The 18,531-nt window shown below is 73.1% G+C and carries 14 protein-coding genes; 6 read left to right on the top strand and 8 right to left on the bottom strand.

Annotated elements, in window-relative coordinates:
• Window positions 1-95 precede the first annotated feature (95 nt).
• Complete coding sequence (locus DZA62_RS10065) at window positions 96-4,556, bottom strand: S8 family serine peptidase (protein WP_116948752.1); 4,461 nt, start codon at window positions 4,554-4,556, stop codon at window positions 96-98.
• A gap of 198 nt (window positions 4,557-4,754) precedes the next feature.
• Between DZA62_RS10065 and DZA62_RS10060 the strand changes: the two genes are divergently transcribed.
• Together DZA62_RS10060 and DZA62_RS10055 are read left to right on the top strand one after the other, a co-directional pair.
• Window positions 4,755-5,588: a TrmB family transcriptional regulator gene (locus DZA62_RS10060; protein WP_198663608.1), complete on the top strand. Its 834-nt coding sequence runs from the start codon at window positions 4,755-4,757 to the stop codon at window positions 5,586-5,588.
• Complete coding sequence (locus DZA62_RS10055) at window positions 5,578-6,111, top strand: winged helix-turn-helix domain-containing protein (RefSeq protein ID WP_116948750.1); 534 nt, start codon at window positions 5,578-5,580, stop codon at window positions 6,109-6,111. The genes DZA62_RS10060 and DZA62_RS10055 overlap by 11 nt, the downstream gene beginning before the upstream one ends.
• A gap of 1,202 nt (window positions 6,112-7,313) precedes the next feature.
• Here the strand turns inward: DZA62_RS10055 and DZA62_RS10050 are convergent.
• Both DZA62_RS10050 and DZA62_RS36295 read right to left on the bottom strand, forming a co-directional pair.
• A complete protein-coding gene (locus DZA62_RS10050; RefSeq protein ID WP_116948749.1) occupies window positions 7,314-8,591 on the bottom strand; it encodes a serine hydroxymethyltransferase in 1,278 nt (425 codons plus the stop codon).
• 136 nt (window positions 8,592-8,727) lie between these two features.
• Entirely contained in the window at window positions 8,728-9,429 is a 702-nt protein-coding gene (locus DZA62_RS36295) for a GNAT family N-acetyltransferase (protein ID WP_198663607.1), read from the bottom strand.
• Window positions 9,430-9,458: 29 nt separating this feature from the next.
• Here DZA62_RS36295 and DZA62_RS10040 point away from each other — a divergent pair, with 29 nt between their 5' ends.
• Window positions 9,459-10,244, top strand: a complete 786-nt coding sequence (locus DZA62_RS10040) for a glycerophosphodiester phosphodiesterase family protein (protein WP_116948748.1) — start codon at window positions 9,459-9,461, stop codon at window positions 10,242-10,244.
• Window positions 10,245-10,251: 7 nt separating this feature from the next.
• On the opposite strand, the gene DZA62_RS10035 is transcribed toward DZA62_RS10040, so the two are convergent.
• Together DZA62_RS10035 and DZA62_RS10030 are read right to left on the bottom strand one after the other, a co-directional pair.
• Entirely contained in the window at window positions 10,252-11,196 is a 945-nt protein-coding gene (locus DZA62_RS10035; RefSeq protein WP_116948747.1) for an LLM class flavin-dependent oxidoreductase, read from the bottom strand.
• Window positions 11,189-11,683, bottom strand: a complete 495-nt coding sequence (locus DZA62_RS10030) for a peptide deformylase (RefSeq protein WP_116948746.1) — start codon at window positions 11,681-11,683, stop codon at window positions 11,189-11,191. The genes DZA62_RS10035 and DZA62_RS10030 overlap by 8 nt, the downstream gene beginning before the upstream one ends.
• Window positions 11,684-11,766: 83 nt before the next feature.
• On the opposite strand from DZA62_RS10030, the gene DZA62_RS10025 reads away from it, so the two are divergent.
• Both DZA62_RS10025 and DZA62_RS10020 read left to right on the top strand, forming a co-directional pair.
• Entirely contained in the window at window positions 11,767-13,164 is a 1,398-nt protein-coding gene (locus DZA62_RS10025; RefSeq protein WP_198663606.1) for an MFS transporter, read from the top strand.
• 164 nt (window positions 13,165-13,328) lie between these two features.
• On the top strand, window positions 13,329-13,718 hold the full coding sequence (locus DZA62_RS10020) for an RNA polymerase-binding protein RbpA (RefSeq protein WP_116948745.1): 390 nt from the start codon (window positions 13,329-13,331) through the stop codon (window positions 13,716-13,718).
• Between the two features lie 322 nt (window positions 13,719-14,040).
• Here the strand turns inward: DZA62_RS10020 and DZA62_RS10015 are convergent, their stop codons facing one another.
• From DZA62_RS10015 to lnt, 3 genes are read right to left on the bottom strand one after another with little or no spacing between them, the layout of a single operon-like run.
• The gene (locus DZA62_RS10015; RefSeq protein ID WP_116948744.1) at window positions 14,041-14,529 is read right to left on the bottom strand and encodes an FxsA family protein; all 489 of its coding nucleotides are present in this window, start codon (window positions 14,527-14,529) and stop codon (window positions 14,041-14,043) included.
• A 26-nt stretch (window positions 14,530-14,555) separates the two neighbouring features.
• Entirely contained in the window at window positions 14,556-15,299 is a 744-nt protein-coding gene (locus tag DZA62_RS10010; protein ID WP_198663605.1) for a polyprenol monophosphomannose synthase, read from the bottom strand.
• Entirely contained in the window at window positions 15,296-16,795 is a 1,500-nt protein-coding gene (gene lnt, locus DZA62_RS10005; RefSeq protein WP_198663604.1) for an apolipoprotein N-acyltransferase, read from the bottom strand. Before lnt ends, DZA62_RS10010 begins: the two co-directional genes overlap by 4 nt.
• 725 nt (window positions 16,796-17,520) lie before the next feature.
• On the opposite strand from lnt, the gene DZA62_RS10000 reads away from it, so the two are divergent.
• The gene (locus DZA62_RS10000) at window positions 17,521-18,480 is read left to right on the top strand and encodes a LysR family transcriptional regulator (RefSeq protein WP_116948743.1); all 960 of its coding nucleotides are present in this window, start codon (window positions 17,521-17,523) and stop codon (window positions 18,478-18,480) included.
• Window positions 18,481-18,531 lie beyond the last annotated feature (51 nt).

Genomic DNA, 18,531 nt, shown 5'->3' with positions numbered 1-18,531 from the left:
CCCCACCTGCCGGGCCGGCGCGGTCGATCATCCAGGATCAGTGGCGCCGGGACGCCACGGATCCTGGATGAGGTCGCCGGCTCCCCGGAGCACGCTCAGTCGGCGTCGCACCTCAGCGCCACGTCGACGATGCTCGGGCCAATGGCGGGCGGCCGCACCCGCCGGGTGTCGGTCTCGTAGCCGTCGGCCGTGGTGGTGACGGTGAGCGGCATGTCGGCGCGGTCGATCCAGCGCAGGAACCGGCCGTCGCGGTCGGTGCGGACGGTGGTGTCCGTCGTCCGGCCGTCGACCAGCACGTCGGCTCCCGGAACCGGCGTCGCGCCGGCGTCGGGTTCGCCGTCGCCGCAGGCCACGCTGGTCACCGTGCCGATGAGGGCGCCCCAGCGGCGGGGCACGTCGACCGTGAGCGTGATGTCGACGGGGGCGACGGTGTACGGGGTGTCTTCGCGCACCCAGAGCCCGCCCTCGTAGGTGCCGGGCTGCGCGACCTCCGCCGCGAGACGAAGCGTGACCTGTGTCGACTCCCCCGGCTCGAGCACGGTGGCGCCGCCGTCGACCGTCAGCCACGGCACGTCGGCCGGCCGGCAGTCGCCGTAGGTGGGGAGCTGGTCGACCGTGGTGACCGGGAAGAAGCCGGTGCGGTCGCTGCCGCCGACCCGGTTCAGCCCGCACGTGCTGCCACTGCGGTACAGCACGTGCGCCGGCGCCGGCAGGTCGAGCCAGGCGTCGGTGCCGGAGTCGTAGGCCCAGCTCTCGTTGGTGATGGCGCTGCCGTCGTAGCCGCCGGCCACGATCAGTTCGTCGGACGCGCCGGTGTAGGCCATGCCCCAGCGCGCGGCGGGGAGGTCGGCGACCCGGGACCAGGCGTCGGTGGCGGGATCGTAGGCGTACGTGTGGTCACTGATGCGGCCGTCGCGCTGGATGCCGCCGGCGCAGATGACCCGGCCGTCGATGCCGGCGCACGCCTGCCGCGACGTGGTGATCGGGTATGGCGCGAGCGTCGCCCACGTGTCCGCCGCCGGGTCGTAGCGGTAGACGGTGTCGCGGCCGCAGTTGTTGTCGCAGCCGCCGACGACGTACAGCTGGTCGTCGAGCACGGCCCGCCCGGCGCCGTAGACCGGCATCGGCGCGTTGGCCCGAGCGGTCCAGCGGTCGGTGTGCGGGTCGTACGCCCAGGTGTCGGTCTTGGGCCGCTGGTCGCTCCACGCCCCGCCGGTGACATAGAACAGGTCGCCGATGACCGCGCCGCTCGCGGCCTCGCGCGCCTGCGGCAGGTCGGCGATCGGCTCCCAGCGCAGCGACTTCGGGTCGTACGACCAGCCCGCGCTGACCCAGTCGAGGACCCCGGTGCCGCCGATGCCGCCGACGGAGAACAGCCGCCCGTTCAGCTCGCCGACCGCGTTGTCGAGAACGGGGATCGGGTACGCCGCGACATCGGTCCACGGCCCGTCACCGGACGGCGGCGCAGCTGCGCCGGCGGTCTCCGCCGCGCCGGCCGCCGCCGGATCGAACCCGAGTGGCGACGCGTCGCCCTCGACCCGGACGATCGGCGCGCCCGGCGAGGCGGCGATCTCGGCCCGGCCGGTGGTGCTGCCGTCGGGCCGCAGGACGGTGCTGTCGCCCTGCCGCTCGGTCAGCTGCAGCGCGACCGGCGCGGTGCCGGTGTTGGTCAGCGTGACGGTGTGCTCTTCCGCCGCACCCAGCTCGAGCGCCGCGTCGACCGCGTCGGACACCTCGAGCCGGCCGGCGGTCAGCGCGATGTCGTGCCTGGTGACGCCTCCGGCAGCGACGTCGACCGTGGCCTCGCCGCGAGCGTACCGGCCGGCGTCGGCGACGAGCCGTGGCGACGTGCCGGCCGCGAACAGCGCGTAGAAGCCGTCGGGCAGCGCTGGGTCGTCGGCCGTCGCGGCGGACAGGACGGGGTCGAGCGGCGCCGCGGCGTCGGCCACCCGGGCGCCGGTGATGGGCGCGCCGGTGTTGGCATCGGTGACGTCGCCGATGATCAGGCCGCCCTCGACCGGCGCGCACTCGCGGCTGCCCACGTACACGTCGTCGAGCTGCCAGGAGTACGAGCTGTACCGGGCGTTGTGGTAGTGGAACCGCACCTGGACGGCGGACTGCCCGGCGGCCTGCGGAATGGGGATGGTCTTGTCGGCGCCGCGGCGTTCGTCGACGCGGGTCTGGCTCAGCACGGTCTGCCAGGTGGCTCCGCCGTCGAGGCTGAGGTCGACGTCGGCGATGTCGCCGAGCTGGATCAGCGCCTGCCGGAAGCCGATGACCGGCGCGGCGTCGTCGCTCAGGTCGTAGACCGGCGTGGTCAGGGTGGTGTCGATGTAGAGGCCGAGGCCGGGGCTCTGCACGCTGGCCGACGCTTCGCTGCCGCCGGTGAGGTTGCCTTTGTCGTAGGGGTCGTCGAAGGCCCAGACCTCGCCGCTGTCGTTGCCGTCGGTGACACTCCAGCCGCTGGGCAGGCCGTGGTCGAAGTCGGCGCCGCCACCGGTGTAGGCGTAGGCGTAGCCGGCGGTCGTGCAGCGGTCGTCGACGCGGGTGAGCGCGACGTCGGCGGTCACGTCGCGGTCATCGGCGACGACGGTGGCGGTGCCCGGCTGGTAGCCCGCGTACTGGGACGAGACGGTCAGCGTGTACGACGTGCCGACCGGGACGTCGATGGAGTAACGGCCGTCGCCGGGTGAGGTGTGGACGGTGCCGCCAGGCATGCCGTCGACCGTGACCTGCGCGTACAGCGGCCAGCCCTGCCCGGAGCCGTCGGTGACCCGGCCGCTGACGGTGACGGTGTCTTGCCGTTCCAGCGCGAGGTCGAGGGCGACGGTCCGGTCCTCGGCGACGTGCACCGACGCCGTCCGCGGCACGTACCCGAACGCCGTGGCGGTGACCTCGTAGTCGCCGACTCGCAGCGGGACGGTGTACGTGCCGTCGTCGCCGGTGGTCCGCCGGCGCTCGACCGGCCCGGTGACGGTGATGACCGCGCCCGGGACGGGGTCGCCGGTGCCGGCGTCGGTGACCGTGGTGACCAGCGTGCCGGTCTCGCCGACGGGCGCGGAGTCGAGCAGGGCCAGGGCGTCGAGGCGGCCCTCGCCGAACACGTTGTTGTCGGCGTCGGTGCCGCCGCACTCGTCGCTCGCGGTGTCGCGGGCGGTGCCGTCGAGCAGGTCGATGGTGGTCTCGACGTCGCCGACCAGCGCCGGCGCCGCCGACCACGCCAGCGCGATGGCCCCGGCGACGTGCGGCGCCGCCATGGACGTGCCGTCGGCGTCGACGTAGCCGCCGCCCGGCCAGGCGGACCGGACGTCGACTCCGGGAGCCGACAGGTTCGGCTTGATCTCGCCGTCCTGACCGGTCCCGCGGCCGGAGAAGCCCGCGATCGAGTCGGTGACGTCGTAGGCGCCGACGGAGTAGTTGACCGTGCGGCTGCCCGGCGAGCTGGACGTCAGGCAGCGCGGGCCCAGGTTGCCGTTGGCCCAGACGGCGAAGATGCCCGACGCCGCCCAGGCGCGGCTGATGTCTTCCATGAACGGGTCGGTGGACGGCAGCTGACTCCCCCACGAGTTGTTGACGACGTGGGGTCGGCGGGCGGCGTCGGGGTGGTCGCCGTGCGGATCGGTCGGCTCGAGCAGCCACTGGCCGGACGCGATGAGCGCTTCGTCGGTGCAGCAGCCGTTGGTGGCGATCCAGCGTGCGCCCGGCGCGACCCCGATGGCGCTGCCGCCGGCGTCGTCGCCCGCCATGGTGCCCATGGTGTGGGTGCCGTGGCCGTGGTCGTCGCAGGGCGCGCCGTCGCACACCCCGCGTGCGTCGAACCAGTTGTAGGCGTGGTCGAACGTGCCGTCGGGGTTGGCGCCGCGGTACTGCCCGACCAGTGCCGGGTGGTCGTACTGGACGCCGGAGTCGATGCTCGCGACGGTGATGCCCTGGCCGGTGGCGCCGTACTGGTCCCAGACGTCGTCGGCGTTGATGTTCGCGATGCCCCATTCGACGGCGTCGGCGGCGGCGCGTGCCTGCTGGGCCGGCGTGGTGTCGGGGTCGGGCAGGTCGTAGGCGCGGGCCGGGTGCAGGGAGTCGACCTCGGGCTGCGCCGTCAGCTCGGCGGCCAGCTCGGCGGTGCCGTCGGGGATGCGGATGGCGTTGGTGGCCCAGAACGCCTCGTACCGCACGCCCTCGGCGTCGAGCCGGGCGCGGATGGCGGCCTGGCTGCTCTCGGCGGTCTGCCGCAGCGCCTCGGCGACGGCCGTGCCGCGCTCGGTCCAGTCGGTGAGGGCGGCCGCCGCGGCGAGGTCGGCGCGGTCGTCGAAGCGGACCCACAACTCGGCGGTGTCGGCGGCGGCCAGCTGGCGGCGCAGCCCCGGCTCGATGGTGGCGGGGGCGTCGGCGGCCGGCGCAGGGGCGCCGTCGCTCGTGGCCGCGTCGTCCGGCGGCGTGGCCACCACCGCTCGGGGCGCCGGACCGGCTGCCGCCGTCGCCGCCGGGGCCGGGAGAAGAGCCGCCGCGAGCACCAGGGCACCCACGACGCCCGCACCGAGCCGCACCTGCTTGCTCATCGACCTGACCTCCTACGACGCCTGATGGTGCTGGTGACCTTACGGGCGGAAACGGGCGGTTTCGGGGTCACGATCGGGGCAGTTCGCGGGCAATCGGAGAATGTCGTCCACATCTTGTACGACGTGTTTGACGCGGTGGGTCACACGGGGTCACCATTGGCGCAATCCCGGCACGCTCCACACCCCCCGGAGGCGCGTGTGCACACCGAATCGCTCCTTGAAGACCTCGGTCTCACGAAGACCGAGGCGCGCATCTACCTGTGCCTGCTCGAACAGTCACCGCTGGCGGCCGGGACCATCGCCGACCTCACCGGCACGTCGCGCAGCAGCGTGTACCTCATCCTGCGCTCGCTGGTCGACAAGGGCCTGGTCGACGCCGGCGCCGGCTACAGCAGCCGGTTCCAGCCGGCCGCACCCGACGTCGCGTTCGCCGGGCTGCTCGAGCGCGGACGCGAGGAACAGCGCGAACGCGAGCACAACGTGCAGTCGGCGCTGCCCGACCTCATGCGGCGGTTCGAGGCCAGCGCGGGAGGCGATGGCGAGCTGGTCGAGATCCTGCGTACGCCCAAGCTGGTCGGCGACCGGTTCGACCGTCTGCATGCGGCCTCGCAGCAGAGCATCGACATCGTCGTGCGGCGGCCCGTCCAGCTCGGCGGCACCAACCAGCCCGAGCTCGACGCACTGTCCCGCGGCGTCCGGGCGCGCGCCGTCTACGACCACGCGCTCATGCGGCATCCGGAGGTCTCCGACAACATCGGCGCCTGGGTCCACGCCGGCGAGGAGGCGCGCGTCTTCCACGGCGACCTGCCGATGAAGTTCGCCGTGTTCGACGGACACACCGTGCTCATGCCGCTGTTCGCGCCGGGGGTCGGTGGCGTGGTCGCGTTGATCGTGCGCAGCCGGGAACTCTGCGGTGCGCTCGGGCTGCTGTTCGACACCCTGTGGGCGGCATCGATCCCCATCGATCCGGACGCCTTCAAGCACCAGCACGACCACGAGCCCGTGACCGTGGACGGCGGCCATGTCCAGTGATCCCGCGCCGGTCGTCGTGTGCATCACCAGCTCGCCCACCGAGCGGGCCCGTCTCGCCGGTCAGTTCGACGGCACCGGCATCCTCGTGCTCGCGCCCGACGCCGGGGCCGCCGGCAGCTTCCTGCGCCACCTCGCCGGAACAGGCACCGGACTCGCCGCGGTTCCGGCCCGCGTCGCGCCCGCGGCGGACGAGGTCGTCCAGGTCGGCGGGCTGGCGCTCGACCTCCCCCGTCACGAGGCGACCTGGCGCGGCCACGGGCTGCCGCTGACGCAATACGAGTTCAAGGTGCTCAGCTGCCTCGCCGGGCGGCCTGGGCAGGTGTGGACGTACGAGCAGCTGCACGAGCGTGCCTGGGGCGGCACCTACTTCGCCGGGCCGGCGGCGGTGCAGTCCGTGATCAAGCGATTACGGGGCAAGCTGCGGGCGGCGGGCGCGTCGGTCACCATCCGGGCGACGCGTGGGGTCGGGTTCCGGCTGGACGGCGGGCCGGAGCTCACGCTCGTGCGCGAGGCGCACCGGTAGCGGGCGCGGTGGGGGTTGTCTGGCCGTCGGGGCCGGGGACGCTCGGCGCGCTCTGGTCCGGGTCGCGTCGGCTCTGGTGGACGCGGACGCTCGGCGCGCCCTGGCTCGGGGCCTGGGGCGCGTCGGCCCTGGTGAACCGCGGACGCTCGGCGCGCCCTGGCTCGGGATGCGTCAGTCCCGGTAGACGGGGCTCGGCGCGCTCTGGTCCGGATCGCGTCGGCTCTGGTGAACCGCGGACGCTCGGCGCGCCCTGGCTCGGGGCCTGGGGCGCGTCGGCCCTGGTGAACCGGGGACGCTCGGCGCGCCCTGGACGACTGAGTTCGAACGGGCTCCGCAGTCCGCTCCGCCGGTAGGTCGCGCCGGGGTTCGCCGGAGCTGCCGGCATGAACGGGACACCGCACGTTCGCGATCCCCTGCTGCCCCTGCTCTGAGCGGCCGTCAGAAGGACGGGCCATCATGAGGCGTTCTGGTGCATCACGAGGCATGCATGCCTGGTAGAGCGGGAGAACGCCTGGTGTCGTACGCGATCGTTGATGATCAGCGACGTCCACGCACGGGCCGCTGCCCGGTTCACGTCAAGGCACACAACGGCGGGCACCATGGTCCCGAGGCACGGCGCGCTCCAGCCCCACCGTCGATCGGACTCACCCACCTGGGCCGGGTACATCGGCCCCGTGGATCGGGACTGGCCGCGGACCGGGACCGGCGGGCGTCGCCGCATGCACAGGCGACCGAAGCCACGCCGATGGGCGGACATGGAGACGCGGGCTCCGGACTGCCCGGAACCCGCGTCCCATCACGATCAGAGCGGCCCGAGCGGCCGCTACCAACCGACGCCCGAGTCGCCCGCCCGAGTCGCCCGCCCGGGTCGCCCGCCCGGGTCGCCCGCCCAGGCCAGCCTCCGAGACCAGCCAGCGAGGCAGGCCGCTCGGCTCGACCGGGCTCAGCCGCCCAAATCGGGCTGCCCCGTTCGGGTCGCCCGGGTGGGGCCGCCCACCTCCGACCGCCCACGTCGGGTCGCCGCCCGGGCCGCCCACCTCCGACCGCCCACGTCGGGTCGCCGCCCGGGCCGCCCACCTCCGACCGCCCACGTCGGGTCGCCGCCCGGGCCGCCCACGTCGGGCAGCCCACCTCCGACCGCCCACGTCGGGGCCGCCCAGATCAGCGGCCGGAGCCAGCCGCCCGGGTGAGAGCAGCCGGGCTCAGCCGTCGAGGCCGGGCGTCGGGAACCGGCCGGTGAGCTCGGTGACCTCGCCGCGTACCCGGGCGATCACCGCGGCCAGAGCGTCGGCGTCGGAACCCGCCGCCGCGGTGACGACCTCGTCGAGCCAGCGGCCGACTTCGCGCATCTCAGCATCGCCCATGCCGCGGCTGGTCAGAGCGGGCGTGCCGATGCGCAGGCCGGACGGGTCGAACGGCTTGCGGGGGTCGAACGGGACGGTGTTGTAGTTGGTCTCGAGGCCGGCCACGTCGAGCGCCTGCGCGGCGGGCTTGCCAGCGACGCCCTTGGAGGTGAGGTCGATGAGGATCAGGTGGTTGTCGGTGCCACCGGAGACGAGGTCGAACCCGCGGGCCAGCAGTTCGTCGGCGAGGGTGGAGGCGTTGGCCACGACCTGGTGGGCGTAGTCCTTGAACTCCGGCTGGGCCGCCTCACCGAGCGCCACCGCGATGCCGGCGGTCGTGTGGTTGTGCGGGCCGCCCTGCAGGCCGGGGAAGACCGCCTTGTCGACCGGCTTGGCGTACTCGTCGGTGGTGAGGATCATCGCGCCGCGCGGGCCGCGCAGGGTCTTGTGCGTCGTGGTGGTGACGATGTCGGCGTGGCCGATCGGGGTGGGGTGCGCGCCGCCGACGACGAGACCGGCGATGTGCGCGATGTCGGCGACGAGGACGGCGCCGACCTCTTGGGCGATGGCGGCGAAGCCGGCGAAGTCGATGGTGCGCGGGATGGCGGTGCCGCCGCAGAAGATCAGCTTCGGCCGCTCGGCCAGCGCCAGCTCGCGGACCTGGTCGAGGTCGATGCGGCCGGTGTCGCGGCGGACGTCGTACTGCACCGGGCGGAACCAGGTGCCCGTGGCCGAGACCTTCCAGCCGTGGGTGAGGTGCCCGCCCATCGGCAGCGACATGCCCATGACGGTGTCGCCGGCGCTGGCGACCGCGAGGTAGACGGCGAGGTTGGCCGGCGAGCCGGAGTACGGCTGCACGTTGGCGTGGTCGGCGCCGAACAGCGCCTTCGCCCGCTCGACGGTGAGGGTCTCGAGCTGGTCGATGATCTGCTGGCCCTCGTAGTAGCGGCGGCCGGCGTACCCCTCGGAGTACTTGTTCGTCAGAACCGTGCCGGTGGCCTCGAGCACGGCGGAAGAGACGTAGTTCTCGGACGGGATGAGCTTCAGTGTCTGCTGCTGCCGCTCTTCCTCGGCCGTGATGAGCGCGGCCACCTCGGGGTCGGCGGACTGCAGCGCAGGGCGAACGTTCGTGGTCATGGCGAGAGCCACATCCTCTCGATGTGTCGGTGTCTCCCGAGGCACCCAGGCGCGCGGTGCCACGGACGTCCGCTCCCCGGTGGTCGGTTCCACCCGTGCCCGGTGACCCGGGCCGCTGCGCCAGTCGCGACGGGCATCACTCTAACGGGTCGGCCGGTTCCTCGGGCGCCGCGTGGCCGGACCAGTGCGCCACCGCCATCTCGGCCTCGACTCGCCAGCCGAGCCGCTCGTAGAGCTTGCGCCCCTCGGCCGACGCGACCAGCAGCCCGCTGCGCGCGCCGCGCTCGCGGGCCGACGTCGTCAGCGCGCCCATGACGACCGCGCCGAGGCCACGCCGCCGGTGCTCCGGCACGGTGAAGATGCGGTCGGCGACGGCGTCGGCAGCATCGTCGCCGCTCAGGGCGAGGTGCCCCTTCGCGGCGAGCGTGTGGGACTCGCCGCCCGTCGTCACGACCTCGGCGACCAGGATCGGATGGCGCCCGCTCAGCCACAGCTCGTAACCGTCCGGTGCGTGGGCCGCGGGGTGGTCGTCGAGCGGGCGAGACATCAGCCACTCCGGCGCGTGGACGGTGAATCCGGCGGCGGCCGCGGCCGCCTCGGTGCGCGCGCGGTCGGCGGTCGGGGCGGTCAGCCACTGGCTCGGCCCGCCGAGCCGCGCGGCCGCGTCGGAGTACAGGACGGGGTCGGACGACAGCAGGATCGTCTCGGTGACGCGCTCGGGCAGCCCGATGCGGACGGTGACGGCGTCGCCGCCGACGGCGCTGCGATAGTCGCGCGCCGTCACCCAGCCCGCGTGCCAGCGCAGCAGCACGTCGCGCAGAACCCCGTCGTCGCTCACGGCCCCTCCCCTGCGGTTAGCCTGGCCTCGTGGCCGGCATCCATCCGTACCTCGACCGTCCCGGCCCGCTCGCGCTGGCCCATCGCGGATTCTCCCGCAACGGCCTCGAGAACAGCATGGCGGCCTTCGCCGCGGCTGTGGAACTGGGCTACGGGTACGTCGAGACCGACGTGCACGCGACGGCTGACGGGGTGGTCGTGGCATTGCACGACGCGACGCTGGACCGGGTCACCGACCGGACCGGCGCGGTCGCCGAACTCCCGTGGTCCGAGGTGCGCGAGGCGCTGATCGGCGGCGTCGAGCCGGTGCCCGCGCTCGAGGACGTGCTGGGGACCTGGCCGGAGTTGCGGGTCAACATCGACGTGAAGTCGGCCGGTGCCGTGGCGCCACTGGCCCGGGTCCTGGACCGCACGCGCGCGCACCACCGCGTCTGCGTCGCCTCCTTCTCCGACGCCCGGCGGCGGGCCGTGGTGCGCCGCGTCGCCGCGCCGGTGGCGACATCGGCCGGGCAGACGCTGATCGCGGCGTTCGTCGCACTCGCGTCCACGCCCGTGCTGCGCCGCTTCGCCGGCACGGCCCTGCGCGGCGTCGACTGCCTGCAGGTGCCGGCCCGCTTCCGCGGCATCGAGGTGGTGACGCCCGCGACGGTGGCCGCCGCACACGCCGCGGGCACGCCGGTGCACGTGTGGACCGTGAACGAGCCGGCCGAGATGCGCCGCCTGCTCGACCTCGGCGTCGACGGGCTCATCACCGACCGCGCCGACCTGCTCCGCGACGTGCTGGAGTCGCGCGGTCAGTGGCACCGGGGAGGGTGAGGAGCCGTCAGCCGCGGTCGAGGTCGGCGAGCACGTCGGCGAACCACTCGATGCCGGCGACGCTGTTCGGGTCCAGCCAGACCTGGATGTGCCCCACACCCGCGGCGGCGTAACCGCGGAGGGTCTCGGCGACCTCGGCCGGATCGCCGGTGATGGCGCGGCCCCGGCCCGCACGCAGCAGGTCGTTCCCCGGGTGCGAGGCAGCGTCCGGCAGGTCGACCTGCAGCGCGGCCGAGCGCCGCAGCGTCGCGGGGTCGCGCCCGGCCGCCCGGCAGGCGTCCTCGCCGCGCGGCAGCACCTCGACGAGGTCCTCGACGCGCTGGTGCCACGGGATGTTCCACTCGTCGGCGTAGGTCGCGAGGATCCGCAGCATCCGCGGCCGCAGCGCGCCCACCATGATCGGCGGACCGTCCGGGCGCGGCCCGCGCGGGCGCAGTTCGCAGTCGCGGATCGTGTGGAACCGTCCCTGGTGGTCGATGCGGCCGGTGCGCAGGAGGGTGTGGATGATGCCGATCTCCTCCTCGAACCGGCTCACCCGGTGGTCCCAGCTGTCGTAGCCGAACGCCGGGAACTCGGCCTCGTGCGAGCCCGCTCCGAGCCCGAGGACGACCCGCCCGCCGCTGATCTCCTCGACGGCGTCGACCGTCTTGGCGAACTGGGCCGGGTTGCGCCACGGGGTGACGGTGACGAGCGTGCCGAGCTCGACCCGGCTGGTCACGGCCGCCAGCGCCGCCATGAGCGACCAGCACTCCGTGACGCCGAACTCGGGCGTGTCCGGGAACCGGTACAGCAGGTGGTCGGCGGCCCACAGCGAGTCGAACCCGGCGTCCTCGGCCGCCGTCGCCATGGCGGCGAGGTCGGCCCAGCGGGCCGTCCCGCCGAGGTAGGAGCCTTCCAGGTGGGGCAGCAGCAGGCCGACCTTCACCGGCCGCCGGCCCGCGGGCTCAGGCACTGAACCAGGCGCTGCGGCGGATCTCGCGCATCGCGCCGCGCCGGGTCGACGGCTCGAGGCGGTGGATGTAGACGATGCCGTCGAGGTGGTCGGTCTCGTGCTGCAGGCAGCGGGCCAGCTCGCCGTCGCCCTCGACGCGCAGCGGCTCGCCGTCGGCGCCGACGCCCTCGACGGCGGCCCAGGCGGCGCGCGTCGTCGGGAACCAGAGGTTCGGCACCGACAGGCACCCCTCCTCGCCGCCCTGCTCCCCTTCGGTCGCCACGAGGACGGGGTTGAACACGACGCCGCGCTGGCCCTCGAGGTCGTACGAGAACGCCCGCAAAGGCACCCCGATCTGCGGGGCCGCCACACCCGCCCGGCCGGGCAGGTCCAGCGTGTCCAGCAGGTCCTGGGCCAGCGCCCGGCTCGCCTCGCCGAACTCCGTCACCGGGTCCGCCACCGTCCGCAACACCGGGTCGCCGTAGAGCCGGATCTCCCGCACCGTCACGTCGTCGTCTCCTCATCACTCGTTCACGGCCACGACATCGTGTCGTCTGGCCAGGACCGCCCCGCACCCGATACCGTCCGCGCGTGACCGACGTCCTCGCCCCGTCCGGCCCGCTGGCCGACCCCGTCGAGCGGGCCAGGGAGCACCGAGCATGGTACTTCTACGACTGGGCGAACTCGGCCTTCGTCACCACGACGGCCACCGTGTTGTTCGGTCCGTACCTGACGGCGGTCGCAGAGACGGCCGCGTGCGGTGAGGCCGGGACCACCGCCGATCCCTGCCGCGGCGACCTGTCCGTGCTGGGCATCCCGATCGCCGCCGGGTCGGTCGCCGCGTACACCGTGACGTTCGCGACGATCCTCTCCGCGTTGCTGCTGCCGGTCGTCGGTGCCATCGCCGACCGCACGGCGAAGAAGCGGCACCTCATGGCGGGGTTCGCGTGGACGGGGTCCGCGGCGGCCGCGGCGATGGTCTTCGTCGCTGGGGCGAACTGGCAGCTGGGCGCGTTCCTGCTGGTCATCGCCTCAATCTGCCTCGGTTCCTCGATGGTGGTGTACGACGCGATCCTCGTGCAGATCGCCCACGAGGACGACCGTGACCGCGTGTCGTCGCGCGGCTGGGCGTTCGGCTATCTCGGCGGCGGCCTGCTACTGGCACTGAACCTGGCGCTGGTGACGCTGGAACCGTTCGGGCTGAGCCGGTCGGACACCGTCCGCATCAGCCTGCTGTCGGCCGGCGTGTGGTGGGCACTGTGGACGATCATCCCGTACCGCGGCATCCGCGACCGGCCACCCACCGGGGTCGTGCGGGTCGGCGGCAGTGCGACGCGGCAGGCGTTCGGCCAGCTCCGCGAGACGCTGCGGCACGCCCGCGGCTATCCGCAGACGCTGCTGTTCCTCGTCGCGTACATGCTCTACAACGACGGCGTCCAGACGGTCATCGCCGCGTCGTCGATCTACGGCAACCGGGAGCTCGGGCTCGGCGAGGACATCCTCATCGTCGCGATCCTCATCGTCCAGTTCGTCGCGTTCGGCGGCGCGCTGGCGCTGGGCCGCCTGGCCGACCGCTACGGCGCGAAGAACGTCGTCATGTCGAGCCTCGTGCTGTGGACGGTGGTCGTCGGCGGGGCGTTCTTCCTGCCGGTGGAGCAGGTGGTGCCGTTCCTGATCCTGGCCGTGGCCATCGGGTTCGTGCTGGGCGGCAGCCAGGCGCTGTCGCGGTCGCTGTTCAGCCTGCTCGTCCCCAAGGGCAAGGAGGCGGAGTACTTCAGCCTCTACCAGGCGGCCGAGCGCGGCACGAGCTGGTTCGGAACCCTGGCGTTCGGTCTGGCGTTCCAGTTGACAGACAGCTACCGGTGGTCGGTGCTGGTGCTGGTGACGTTCTTCATCGCCGGGCTGGCGCTGCTGTCGAAGGTGGATCTACGGGCCGGAATCGTAGCGGCGGGCAACCAGGTACCGCGGTCGGTCGCAGGTTACCGGTGAGGAACGTCACGTCGCTCAGATTGCATTATCACAGGGAACGCGGAACATTACTCTGCGGTCGTCCGTTGTCACCATGTCGTTGTGATCGCCACGACGTGACCACGACGGCGGGTAAAGGACCGACGTCTCGTCCCAGGGGCCACCGCCCCGGAAGGGTTTCACACATGTCCGAGCGTTCCACCCTGCGCGGCTCCCGCCTCGGCGCGACGAGCTACGAGGACGAGCGCGGCGTCGAGTTCGCCGAGCGCCAGACGGTCGCCTACAGCTGCACCGCCGGCCACCGCTTCGAGATGACGTTCTCGACCGAGGCCGAGGTGCCCGCGCTGTGGGACTGCCCGCGCTGCGGCTCCGAGTCGCTGCGGGTCGCCGCCGATCGTCCCGAAGAGGCCCCGGGCAAGCCGGCCCGTACCCACTGGGACATGCTCCTCGAGCGCCGCTCCCTCGAAGACCTCGAAGCCCTGCTGGACGAGCGGCTCGAGCTGCTCCGCTCCGGCCTCATCCCCGGCGCCGCCCACCTGGCCGACCGCGGCACGCGCCGTAAGAAGACCGCCTGAGCCACATCCACCCCGACACACTGAGCCCGCGCCCGTCCCCCGTTGGTTCCGGGGGCCGGGTGCGGTTCTGCGTGCGGAACCGCACCCGGAGTTGCGACGGTTCGCCGTCCGCTGCTGCCCCATTCTCTTGCCGCGAACGAGCCATGATCATCAAGGATCGCCTACCTCACCAGGCGTTCTCCCCCTCCACCAGGCATGCATGCCTCGCAGAGCGAACACACTCCTAGGCAAGGCCCCCGGATAGCCAGTTCTCAGGCCGCATGCGCGGCTAGGACAATGGGTAGCGGAGGAAAGGCCAACAGTCGCAGATCCCCGGTAGAACTCAGCGCTGGTCGCGCGGCGGGTCGGTGTCGACGACCTCGCCCTCGATGACGACGCCGTGCTGAACCCCAGGTCCGTCCGCCCCGCCCGGACCTGGCCGGCCGCCCAGCCCGCCCATGCCCGCACCGCGCCGCCCGGGGAACGTCCGGAACGCCGACGCCGCCAGCCGGCGACCCACGCCGCGGCGGATGGGCGGGATCAGCAGCACCAGGCCGATGAAGTCGGTGACGAAGCCGGGGAACGTCAGCAGAACGCCGGACAGGATGCGCGCGCCGGTGTCGGCCATGCGCGCCGAGGACGCCTCGACGGACTCGGGCTCGTCCTGGGGGAACCGGCCGTCGGCAGCCGCCGCGCGCAGTTCCTGCCAGGCGCGCAGGCCCTCGATGCGCAGCAACGCGACGCCGAGGACGCTGGTGCCGAGCAGCAGGAGCAGCGCCCAGCCGAATCCGACCCAGTCGGCCACCATGACCAGCGCGATCAGCTCGACCACGCCAAGGGCTAATGGGCCGAATCGTCTCACCGCCGGCTCCCTCCGACCAGGGCCCGCAGCTGCCGGGCGCGGTGGACCGCGCCCCACTGGGTGACCCGCCACAATGCTTCGCGCACGACCTTGCCGTCCATTTTCGACTCTCCTTGCTCCCGCTCGACGAACGTGATGGGGACTTCGATGACCCGGAACCCGCCCCGGACCGCCCGCCACGCCATGTCGACCTGGAAGCAATAACCTTGCGACGCCACGCTTTCGATGTCCAGTTCGCGCAGAGCGGACGCCTGGAACGCCCGGAACCCGCCGGTCGCGTCGCGCAGCGCCGTCCCCAGCGCGATGCGGGTGTACGTGTTGCCGATGCGCGAGATGGCCTGCCGTTTGTACGGCCAGTTCACCGTGCGCCCGCCGGGAACGTAGCGCGACCCCAGGACGAGGTCGGCGTTCTCGGCGGCGTGCAGCAGCCGCGGCAGCTCCTCCGGCTGGTGTGAGCCGTCGGCGTCCATCTCGACGAGGATGTCGTAGTCGCGCGCCAGCCCCCAGCCGAAGCCGGCGACGTACGCCGCGCCGAGGCCCTGCTTGCCGCCGCGGTGCAGGACGTGCACGTGGTCGTCGAGCTCGGCCAGCTCGTCGGCGATGGCACCGGTGCCGTCGGGCGAGTCGTCGTCGACGATGAGGATGTGCGCGCCGGGCACGGACGTCCGCGTGCGGTCGACCGCCTTGCCGATGGTCAGGGCCTCGTTGTAGGTCGGGACGACCACCAGGACGGAGGTCACGGCACACCTGCCTCGACGGGCGGCCGCGGCTCGTCGGCGACCGAGGCGCTGTCGCGCCGCGCGCGGCGGGCGTTGACGACCACGACGGCGACGGCACCGAGGCCGAGCGCGGTGATGACCCACTCGGGCCAGGCACCGATGCGCGTGGCCAGCGTGAGGCCGTCGGCCAGCGGGACCTCGGTGACGATGACGTCCTGGGTGAACAGCTCGGCGCGGTCGTGGACCGTCCCGTCGGGCGCGACGACGGCGCTGACGCCCGCCAGCGCGGACACCAGGACCGTGCGGCCGTGCTCGAACGCCCGCACCCGCGACTGCGCCAGCTGCTGCTCCGTCATCTCCGTGCGCCCGAACGTGGCGTTGTTGGTCTGCACGGCGAGGAACTGGCCGCCGTCGATGACGGCGTCGCGCACGATGCCGTCGAACGCGACCTCGAAGCAGATGACGTCGCCGATGGTGGTGTCGCCGACGTGGAAGATGCCGACGCGGTCGCCGGGCAGGTGGTCGCGTGGCTGCTGGTTGACGGCGTCGGTGATGCGCTCGGCGATGGACCGCATGGGGATGTACTCGCCGAACGGCATCGGGTGCCGCTTGACGTAGGTGTCGCCCGGCCCGGTGGCGGGGTCCCACAGGATCGAGGTGTTGCGGACGTTGCGGCCGTCGTCGGTCGGGACGATCGCGCTGATCAGCGTCGGCACGCCGATGGCCTGCACGGCGCCGTCGATGGCCCGGTAGGTGTCGGCGTCGTGGAACGGGCTGATGTCGGAGGAGTTCTCGGGCCACAGCACGACGTCGGGCCGCTCGACGCGGCCCTCGTCGATGTCGGTGGCCAGCCGTTCGGTCGCCTCGACGTGGTTGCGGGTGATGGCGCGCTTCTCGTCGTTGTAGGCCAGGCCCTCGGCCGGCACGTTGCCCTGGACGATCGCGACGGTGACGGTGTCGCCGTCGGGCTCCAACGGCTGGATGAGCAGCGGCGCGACGACGATGGCGACGGCGCCCGCGGCGGCGGTGGCCCGCAGCCAGAGCCGTCGCTCGACGACGACCCACGCGAGCAGCCCGCCCGTGAGCGCGACCGCGAACGACAGCCCGGGCGTGCCGCCCCACGAGACGAGCCCCAGCATGGGGCTGTCGGCCTGCGAGAACGCCAGCTTGCCCCAGGTGAAACCGCCGTACGGGAGGCGCCCGCGGATGGCTTCGTCGGCGACCCAGACCGCGGCGGTCCACAGCGGCCACGCCGGCAGCCGCTGCACGAGCGTCAGGCCGAGCGCCAGCGGGATGAAGAACAGCGCCTCGAACAGGGCCAGGATGAGCCACGGGATCGGCCCGACCTCCATGCCCGTCCAGTCGAGCAGCGGCAGGAAGAACCCCGCGCCGAACAGGTAACCCATCAGGGCGACACGCTTGAGCGGCTGGTCGCGCACCAGCAGCGCGAACGCACCCGGGACGAGGATCGCCACGAACCAGAGGTCGTACGGCGGGAACGCGGCGATCAGGGACACACCGAGGAGCGCGGCTCCTGCGTGTCGCCACAGGTGAGTCACGTTGTCCTGCTCCGTCCGACGTCCAGCGGCTGGCGGTGGGGCCGTGCGCGGTGCGCGACCGGCCCCGTCAAGTGTGCTGCCGATCGCGTGACGGTACAACGTGCGTCCGCGGTGCAGAGTGCCCGGGGTCGTGCCGACCCGGCCGACGGCCGTGAAGATCGCAGGCGGCCACAGCCCCGCACAACCTGGAGAACAGCCAGCGTCCGTGACGAAGGACGCAGCCCGGCTCCGCCCTTCGGACCGGGCCGCGGACGCCGCTGGATGCGGCTCGCGGACCGTTGTCTACTGGGCGGGCCGGGCCCGACCTCGTCTCACCCCGTGCCGTTGCGGGCGACGTACAGACGGGTCATGCGAGCGAGGGCCTGGCTCACGAAGGATGCCCGGCCCCTGTTGGCACAGGAACCGCCCCTCGACCCTTCTCGCAACGCCCGTCCGGACTGCCGGCCCGAACGGTTTCGTCCGCTGGTGGACTCTCGTGACTTTGCTGGATGCATCGGCAGGGTGTCAAGCCGCCGGTCGACCTGCGAGAACGTCCCTGCGCCGCTGGTCACGAACGACTGGATCCAGAGAAGTCGATCGAGAAACATTGCTTCCGCGCGGCGTGTCGCGATCTTCGAGCCGGACATACCACACCCATGATCATCAATCGCCGGGAGGGACGGTCCGGACGATAGGCTCGACGGGTGACGCCGACGCAGCTGCGGGCCTACCTCGCGGTCGTCCGGCTGGGCTCGGTCAAGCAGGCGGCCAGCGAGCTGTCCATCACCGAGGCGGCCGTGTCGCTGCACATCGGCAAACTGCGCCGTGAGCTGGGCGATCAGCTGTTCAACCGCACCGCGGCCGGCCTCGCGTTCTCCCCCGGCGGGCTGCGGCTGGCCAGCCGGGCGGCGGAGCTGGTGGGCCTGCAGAACCGCACGATCCTCGAGGTCAGCCAGGCCGGCGACGGTCGTCGGCTGCTGCGCATCGCCGCGTCCAGCCTGTTCGCCGAGTACGCCGCGCCCGGCCTGATCGACTTGTTCGCCGGCCGGGCCGACGACCTCAACGTCGAGCTCAGCGTGCACAACCCGCGTACCTTCGGCTCGCTGCTGCGCACCCGCGCCGCCGACGTCGCGATCGGGCCGCAGCCGAGCACCGTCGACGACTCCCTGCGCTGCACCCGCTTCCTGCAGTACCAGTTGATCGTGGTCGTCGGGCCGACGCACCCCCTGGCGTCGGTGCCCTCACCCGGCGCCGCGCAACTGCGCGAGCAGGTCTGGCTGCTCGGCCCGTCGGCGGCGGCCGACACCGGCACCGTCCCGGTGCTGCTGCGGCGGCTCGGGGTGGCCGAGGAGCGGCAGCGGATCTTCCAGAGCCACGCGGCGGCGCTGGAGGAGGCACAGCGCGGCCACGGCGTCGCGCTGGCGGTCTCGTACGCCGTCGCCCGCGACGTCGGCAGCGGACGCCTGGTGCGCCTCTCCGGCCCGTCTCTGCACGGCGACGGCGTCTGGGCCACCCTCACGCTGGCCGACAGCGGCCCGGCGACGCCCGCGGCCGAACTGGTCCGGTTCGTCACGACGCCACGGGCCACCCAGGCGATGCTCAAGGGCGCCGGCGTCCACGTCGGCCGGTTCCGCCCGTCCATCCACGTGACCCTCTGGAGCTGACGACGCGCGGCCGGGCCGGACGGGACAGCCAGGCCGGTGGGCGGCCCCGCC

Source organism: Jiangella endophytica (genome assembly GCF_003427025.1).
Taxonomy (GTDB): domain Bacteria; phylum Actinomycetota; class Actinomycetes; order Jiangellales; family Jiangellaceae; genus Jiangella; species Jiangella endophytica.
Note: the sequence above shows the minus strand (reverse complement) of the source record. Positions and strands in the feature narration are given on the sequence as shown.